Genomic DNA, 7,568 nt, shown 5'->3' on the forward strand with positions numbered 1-7,568 from the left:
CCCTTTTGGAGATGGATTACGTCGCGTACGTAAGCAAGTCCAGCGGGATCGCCTACGGTTTGTCTACGAATCTGCCCAAAAGGGCATTTCATTTCAAGCTGTCTGTGAACGATTCAAAATTATATAGCCTTTTAATAGTTTTTTCTGTATTCGATTTTGCTCATTTATAACTATACTAGTATTTTTCTGAATGTGAATCAGGGTGAAGTCTGATGCTTCTTGGCGGCCCGCAAATTAAGAGAGATCCATCGGGTATGCATTCTGATATTTATAGCGGAATCGACTGAACCGGCTGCCGAGGGGCTACAAATATGATGCATTCCGGTGGGTTGTAAGGAGCCGTCTGGGCCTGGATGTGAATGAGGCAATTTGCAGTCTTGTAGGCCATCATCAGTCATAGCTTGCGGAGAAGGATTTGCTCCATTTCAAAATACTGGATGAACACGATTATGACTATATTCATGTCAGAGAACAGGACATCATTCAATGCGTCAAAATAAACCGCAGAGTTGTTCTGGTCACTGTGCAGGGAAACTATGAATTGCTGCATTATACGCTCATGCATTATAAAGAACTGATGAACAGCAGCAATTTTGTGGTGGTATCAAACTTACTTGATTAATCTGTACCATGTCAAAGCGATTAAAGGGGATTTCTTTCAGTTGTCCAATTCCGATATCATCTGTCTCGTACCGAAAGAACATGTGAAGAAGCTTTTGTGCAAAAAAAGCATTTTCGTGCAAAAAAAGTTTTACTTCACAGCTTAATTTAAAGATAATATAGCCATTAAAACCCATTTAATGGAATATATCTGCATTAAATAATGTGATTAAATTCACGATATGTGAAAGGAGGTGAGAACAATGGAGAATATTTTTGTCGGAGAAGAGCAAGAAACTGCTGCATGTTGGGGATGCGCAGTTTGTGCCGCTTGCTTATGGTGTGCTTCGTGCCTTGCCTGTGTCATTCCAATTGTAGGTCAAGCTGCCACCGCTGCTGTAGCTGTTGAAGTTGGAGCACCAGCCACAGCATCCGCGGTTGCAATAGGGGTATCGTCCTAATTAATTTTTCACACTGCCAGCTCCTGTGTTTCCGCCTGATTCCATTCTACATATCGAATACTAACGCTCATTGGGCAGAGACGCAGGAGTTTCCAGGTATCTGTAAACCTTCACAGAAAGCGGTGTTCAAATGAAAGGTGTTCATTTCGTAAGCAAGCAAGGAACGGAATATTATTATGACGATCTCACAGGTCAAATCTTCCCGTCTGAGCAGGTCGATTGTTCCTTGCTCGGTGACCAGTTTCAGAGCTTGGCTTCGGACAGGGCCAACATGGGGCTGTACATAAACAGAGATGCTGACCAACAGGATATTGAAGATTATTTATGCAAAGAAGCTAATGGTTTCAAGCAGTTGCTTTTGGAAGTAACGTCTTTTTGCAACTTGCGCTGCAAGTATTGTATTTATTCTGATCACTATCAATTTACGAAGAGTTATGAAAACAAGCATATGACATTCGCCGTTGCCAAACAAGCGGTAGACTACTATTTCTCTAACTTTAAAGAGATTCATCGCCGAAACCCAACGCGTAGTCCTGTTATTGGATTCTATGGGGGCGAACCTTTATTAAACCTGCGTCTAATCAAAGAAATTGTGGAATACATTAAACTAACATACGGAGAATATGAAGGCATTCAATATAATATTACGACTAATGGTATCCAATTTACAGAGGAAAGTCAAAATTTTCTTACGAAGCATGACTTCTCCATTATTGTTAGTCTGGACGGTTACAAAGAAAATCATGACCGTAACCGGTTGAAGGCTGACGGAACGGGAAGCTTCGATGAAATTATGAAGAACCTGCAGACGTTCAGGACCAATCATAAAGGGTATAACAAATTTGCCATAAGCTCTTGTTATGACTTCAAAACGGATATGTTTCAGCTCATGGAATTTTTCGACGGCGAAGACTTGTTTTTAGCTAGGTTGGCTTCGGTTGATGCGAACAATACTACCTATTATGAGCAATTTGCACATGACGATGTACAAACATTCTTCGAAAATCTTACTTCCATGAAAGAGTTGTTTTTGAACCTCACGGCAAGGAACCAAATCAAAAAGGACTCGTTCTTATATTCCCTTGTCGGGCTGAATTATTCGGAATTGGCCTTCCATCCTATGATGAATGAAAAGCGCCCCCATATGCTCCCTGTCACGGCCTCTTGCATTCCCGGAGAGAAGATTTATGTAACCATTGACGGGAATTTTCATATGTGCGAGAAAATAAATACCTATTATGCCATTGGCAATATTGAAGATGGTATTGATTATGGCAAAATTGCTGAAATCATCAACAACTTCAAAAACAAGGTGTGCGGCAACTGCACCGAATGTAATGTAACAAGGTTCTGTAATATCTGTTTTCAGCAATGCGCGACAGATCATGAATTTGAGAAGAAAGATTCCATGTGTGACAACATCGAAACTCATGTGAAATCGATGTTAATTGATTTTATCAATGTACTTGAGACCAATCCTACATTATTCGAGGAAATTACAATCGATTACTATAAAACTATTTATGAAAAGGTAGGGGTTGTTCTTGAGTAATTCATATTTCCGACTGTATTCCGAATGTTTTTTAGTGACGGGTAAGAAGAGGTCTGTATTGTGCCATCTTTTGAAGGAAGAGATGGTATGGCTCAATGAATTGAATACCAGGAAGATGGAGGATGCGGAAGCCAATCAGCCCGTTGATCCCCATGAACCTCTATTTGAAAAGCTGGCGGAAATGGATTTCGGCTTCTTTTCCAATCGTAAAATCTATATTGATAAAATGAGGCCGATAAACAGCTTTAGTCAAAAAAAGCTATGGCAGGATGCTCCGCGCATTCATATGGCCGTGCTTCATGTAACGAATCAATGTAACTTGGATTGTTCATTTTGCAAAGACTCTTTTTGCCCTGTGTGTAAACAATTCGAGCATAACGGTGAAGAGACCTTAACTTATGAACATTGGCGGAATATCCTGACTGATCTGGCATTTTTCGGGACAACAACAGTGTTGTTTACTGGCGGAGAGGTCATGCAATACCCCTATATTTATGAGTTGATCGATTTATCGCAGCAACTGGGGCTAGCAACAAATCTCCATACCAACGGCATGATTCCGCCTAAAAGCATTCATTCTAAACTGGGCGTTCAGATCTCTGTAACCCATAAGCCAAATCTTAAAACCATTATCCATAATTACTACAAGGTTAAAAATCAGGTCACCTTATTAGTCGAAGATCAGCTATACAATGAAGTTAAACAGATTGCTGGCCCGGAATGGAAGATGATGAAGACAACGATTCATAAGCCGCTTATTGTCAAAGAGCGTTTGGTGAAACCGAATATGAACAGCTTCTATTCCAGAAAGCTTTCGGATGCATGCCTCAATGGTAAAATTGCTATTTCACATGTAGGCGATGTATATCCATGCCTGGGAAGCCAAACGCCTGTGCTGAATTTGAGGAGAGACTCTTTATCCCAGGCTATTAAAATACTCGTTAGCGACTATTGGAAGCAGAATGTAGATGCACGGGATCATCAACTTAAGTGCCAGGGATGCGAGTTCAGGTATTCCTGCAATGCCTGCAGATTTCTAAATACGGAAGAGAACTGCACGTACAGTTTGGAGGAAGCTACATGGTTATAAAAGTAAGCAACGTCAGTAAAAAGCTGGGCCAGCATATGGTTCTTGATGATGTTAGTCTTCAGATCGGCAAAGGGCAAATCTTCGCATTGGTTGGTCCCAATGGTGCCGGCAAAACAACGCTTGTCCGGTTAATCATGAACTTATATGAGGCGATGAGCGGAGACATTTCGATCAACGGGATCTATGTGACGGACCGCCGTTTTGACCAGGAAAAAAAAAAGATCGGCTTTCTTTTCGATAATATCGGCTTATTCAAGGACTTGACGGCCTGGGAGAACATTGAATTCTTTGACCGGATTTATAACCCCAAGGCCAAGAAGGCAGATCGTCATCGCCGGATCGGGCAGGTGTTGCAGGATTTTGATCTATACGACAAAAGATACAGTTCAACCACCACATTTTCCCGGGGAATGAGGCAGCGGCTTGTTCTCGCTCGGGCGGTGGTTAACAATCCCGAAATTATCCTTTTAGATGAACCATCACGGGGGCTCGATTTGGAGGGGCAGATTACGCTCCGGAACTTCTTGTTGAACTGTAAGAAGAACGGTGTAACAGTCCTAATCAATTCGCATGATTTAAATGAGCTTGAGAAAGTGTGCACGCATATCGCATTTATTAAGAAGGGCAAAATCATTCGGTCCGGAACGTACGACGAAATTCGTGAAGCTTATACGCAAAACAACTATTTAATTGGAGGCAAAGAGGTTATCAATGATTTACATCAAATACAGCCGGAAATCGGGATCAGCTGGATCATTAAAAATGAGCGCGAAGCCGTAATCACAGTGGGCCATTCCGACATTGATATTCTGGAGTGGTTAAGCAGCCATCATGTGAAGTATGAGCAATTCAGAAAAGCCAATGATGGTTTAGAGGAATTGTATCAAGAAATTATTAACGAAGATGTTATTCATGTATGAATGATTTAAGGGTAGTATATTGGCGGGAATTCAGACGGCAACGGCACTTATACAGATCCATAGCCATGCAGCTTATCTTTACCGTATTGGTGTTGGCTTGGAAATTTGAAGACCTTACAGTCTTCTCTTTCTTTATTTATACCACTTTCTTGTTTTCCGTCCTTTCGCAAAATGACATCTACTTCTACGACTTAATACCGTCTATCGAAACGATATTAGCCACTCCGCTTAATGTCGTTCAAGTTCTCCGGGCAAAAGGCAGATTCGTCTTTATGAAATCAGTCATTCTCGTAATGGCCATCCTTCCGGTGTATCTGGTTATGTCCTACAACAACGGCGTAATTCCCAAAAAACTGATGTGGAAGGAAGCACTGCTCCTGGTATTGCTTCTGGTGCTCCAATATTCGTTGAGTAAGCTTATAGGCGTATTGGCATGGGCATTCGGGAAGAAAACCAGAATCGGTATTATTATTGGTCAGGGACTGATTTTAAACGGATTCATGGCAATCCGTATATGGGACTTCACCAGATCTGCGGCCATTATATCGCTCTCCATAGTTATAATCTACGCAATATCAACGGTGTTCCTTAAACGGGTCAGTAAAGAGAAACTAATAATGAGGTGTTTATAATCTTATGAATGCTCTATTATGGAAGTCATTTCAGACGCTGAAGCAACAGAAAATACGAGGGATCGTGTTCTTGCTGCTTCCTGTAGGATACTTGTTTGTACTGAAACAGTCTGGTTTGAGCGAAGAAATGATTCTGGTGCTCTTTCCGGCAACATTTACGTTATTCAGCAGTGTTATTCATTTTTCGATGGAAAATGTGATCAGCAGTGAATCGATCCTGGCGACACCTATCACAATCCGAAAGGTCTGGCTGTGGAATCTCATTTTCATTATAGCTACCGGTTATCTTTACTCCATCCTGTTGTTAACGGTAATGAATTTGATAGGTTTCATGAGCATCCCGTTAAGCGTAGAAGGCATGACGCAGTTTGCTGCTTATCTCACGCTTTGTTTTGCTTTTCTCGGTGCTTCAAATTGTCATTATGCGGACTACAGCTATACCAAACAGTTGATTGCCTCGGTATTTGCCATAATCAATCTTGCCGGTCCCTTTCTGTTATTGCTAATGGGTTCAAAGGCAGAAGCTTATCTGGATCATACCTGGATGATTATAACCATCGCTTTTTTCATTTTTGGATTCTCCTTTATAATCATGTTACATTCCAGCAAAGAGAAGTTGCTTATGAACACACAGAAATTAGTAACGGTATACAACAATACGAATATCATAGAAGAGTAGAGGAGATGAGAGGAAGATGCTGATCTTCTCTTCGTCGTTCTGTATTAGCAAAAAAATAGTGAGACAGTATTTGAAGCTCTATGAAGAAAACGAGCTGGAATTAATCCAGGACGAACGATATACCCAGAAAAAGAGGGATCTGTTAGGCCGCTTCATGATTTCCCCGGCACACCTTTTCGCTTTCATTGAAGAGACCAAGGGGCTGCCGTATACCTGTTTCCGGTTTGGTAAGGGTTATCCGATGAAGAGAAAAAGGGCCCTCGATGTTAACTATGATATAAAATTCAACGAATTTATCTACATTAAGATTCCTTTTTTTAATAATGGCGTTTCCGGGAAGATCAAGGATATTCTGCAATGTCACAGCAACTATAGATGCTTGATTCTTGATTTGCGTAATCATACAGGAGGCATACTGGAGGAATGCGTTAAAACATCCAGACTGCTACTCCCTTCTTGCGAAATCGTAGAATTACGTTATCCGGGAAAAAAGGAAATGTACCTGTCCGACGAAAGCCGATTCTCTTTTCAACGGATCTTTATTTGGGTCAATGGAAATACGGTTAGCTGCGGGGAAATATTGGCATTGACGCTGAGGAAGCATCTGGAGGAAGCAACGGTGATAGGCAACAATACGGCAGGTAAAAATATTGGACAAAGAACCTTTGATTACAAAAGAAAAAAATGGCTGTTTAGCATTTCAGCTTTTTTCTGGACAGTGGAAGGTGGCAATACAAATGAGCTTCGGGCGTATTTAAAGAAGGATAACCCGGCGGAATTGTCATTCTCATCGGAAGATGACTATTACCGGCGTATCGCTGACCTTGTTCATGCAGAGGCCCCGGTCGGGGAACGGGCATAGATTAATAGAAGAAGGTGAGTCAATATGGACTACTCGCTATGGTTGCCGATTATTATTGCATTAGTGGTTTCCTTTGGTTTCTTTGGTGGAGCCAACAAAAAGAAGAAGTGAATCTCTTAAGAGGGTTCCTCTTAACCACTACGTCCAGGGATCAGCAGCAAGAATATGCTTTTGTAATAAGATCAGATATATCAGAAGCTAAATAAACATTCATGACACCTCGTTCGCAAACCTAGTATGAAAATAGCGTGAGTTTAGTGAATGTGCCTACTTCCTATACTGTTAATACATGACGCAAAACACGTTCTTTTTTATGGTGGTATAACCCCGGAAAATAAACTGCCCAGGATGAGTTCTGTGCACAAACCTATGCTGGCTCTGAATGCTCATTCAGAGAACCGCGAACAGAGAAATGCTTAAGCTCGAATTCATCCGCCGTCATGCAATTCGGTTTTGGAGGACATATAAGAATGGAAGTGTTACTCGAACGTTGTGCAGGAATGGATGTTCACCAAGAGACGATCGTCGTTTGTGTGATGTCGACGGAGACTATCGTTGAGGTCCACAGTGAGATTCGGACGTTTGGAACGATGACTAAACATCTATAAATGAGCAAAATTGAATACAGAAAATACCATTAAAAGACTATACAATTTTGAATCGTTCACAGACAGCTTGAAATGAAATGCCCTTTTGGGCAGATTCGTAGACAAACCGTAGGCGATCCCGCTGGACTTGCTTACGTACGCGACGTAATCCATCTCCAAAAGGG

General features: G+C 41.4%; 8 protein-coding genes. All 8 read left to right on the forward strand.

The window, feature by feature from the left end:
• Positions 1–415 precede the first annotated feature (415 nt).
• Entirely contained in the window at positions 416–622 is a 207-nt protein-coding gene (locus tag HPT30_RS00945) for a hypothetical protein (RefSeq protein ID WP_175369683.1), read from the forward strand.
• 569 nt (positions 623–1,191) lie between these two features.
• Positions 1,192–2,613 (forward strand): radical SAM protein, encoded by a 1,422-nt coding sequence (locus HPT30_RS00950; protein WP_175369684.1) that lies wholly within the window; start codon positions 1,192–1,194, stop codon positions 2,611–2,613.
• Positions 2,606–3,703, forward strand: a complete 1,098-nt coding sequence (locus HPT30_RS00955; protein WP_175369685.1) for a radical SAM/SPASM domain-containing protein — start codon at positions 2,606–2,608, stop codon at positions 3,701–3,703. The genes HPT30_RS00950 and HPT30_RS00955 overlap by 8 nt, the downstream gene beginning before the upstream one ends.
• A complete protein-coding gene (locus tag HPT30_RS00960) occupies positions 3,694–4,623 on the forward strand; it encodes an ABC transporter ATP-binding protein (RefSeq protein ID WP_175369686.1) in 930 nt (309 codons plus the stop codon). The genes HPT30_RS00955 and HPT30_RS00960 overlap by 10 nt, the downstream gene beginning before the upstream one ends.
• A 272-nt stretch (positions 4,624–4,895) precedes the next feature.
• Positions 4,896–5,255, forward strand: coding sequence for a hypothetical protein (locus HPT30_RS00965; RefSeq protein ID WP_175369687.1), 360 nt, complete (start codon positions 4,896–4,898; stop codon positions 5,253–5,255).
• A gap of 4 nt (positions 5,256–5,259) precedes the next feature.
• Positions 5,260–5,934, forward strand: a complete 675-nt coding sequence (locus HPT30_RS00970) for a hypothetical protein (RefSeq protein WP_175369688.1) — start codon at positions 5,260–5,262, stop codon at positions 5,932–5,934.
• Between the two features lie 16 nt (positions 5,935–5,950).
• Entirely contained in the window at positions 5,951–6,796 is an 846-nt protein-coding gene (locus HPT30_RS00975) for a S41 family peptidase (RefSeq protein ID WP_175369689.1), read from the forward strand.
• Positions 6,797–7,266: 470 nt separating this feature from the next.
• A complete protein-coding gene (locus HPT30_RS00980) occupies positions 7,267–7,404 on the forward strand; it encodes a hypothetical protein (protein ID WP_175369690.1) in 138 nt (45 codons plus the stop codon).
• Positions 7,405–7,568 lie beyond the last annotated feature (164 nt).

The sequence above is a fragment of the Paenibacillus agri genome (assembly GCF_013359945.1).
In the GTDB taxonomy this organism is placed as follows: domain Bacteria; phylum Bacillota; class Bacilli; order Paenibacillales; family Paenibacillaceae; genus Paenibacillus_AQ; species Paenibacillus_AQ agri.

Excerpts from the sequence above, each read along its gene's own strand:
- HPT30_RS00960 (WP_175369686.1), top strand. The coding sequence starts at position 3,694 with ATGGTTATAAAAGTAAGCAACGTCAGTAAAAAGCTGGGCCAGCATATG.
- HPT30_RS00970 (WP_175369688.1), top strand. The coding sequence starts at position 5,260 with ATGAATGCTCTATTATGGAAGTCATTTCAGACGCTGAAGCAACAGAAA.
- HPT30_RS00980 (WP_175369690.1), top strand. The coding sequence starts at position 7,267 with ATGGAAGTGTTACTCGAACGTTGTGCAGGAATGGATGTTCACCAAGAG.
- HPT30_RS00965 (WP_175369687.1), top strand. The coding sequence starts at position 4,896 with ATGAAATCAGTCATTCTCGTAATGGCCATCCTTCCGGTGTATCTGGTT.
- HPT30_RS00975 (WP_175369689.1), top strand. The coding sequence starts at position 5,951 with ATGCTGATCTTCTCTTCGTCGTTCTGTATTAGCAAAAAAATAGTGAGA.
- HPT30_RS00950 (WP_175369684.1), top strand. The coding sequence starts at position 1,192 with ATGAAAGGTGTTCATTTCGTAAGCAAGCAAGGAACGGAATATTATTAT.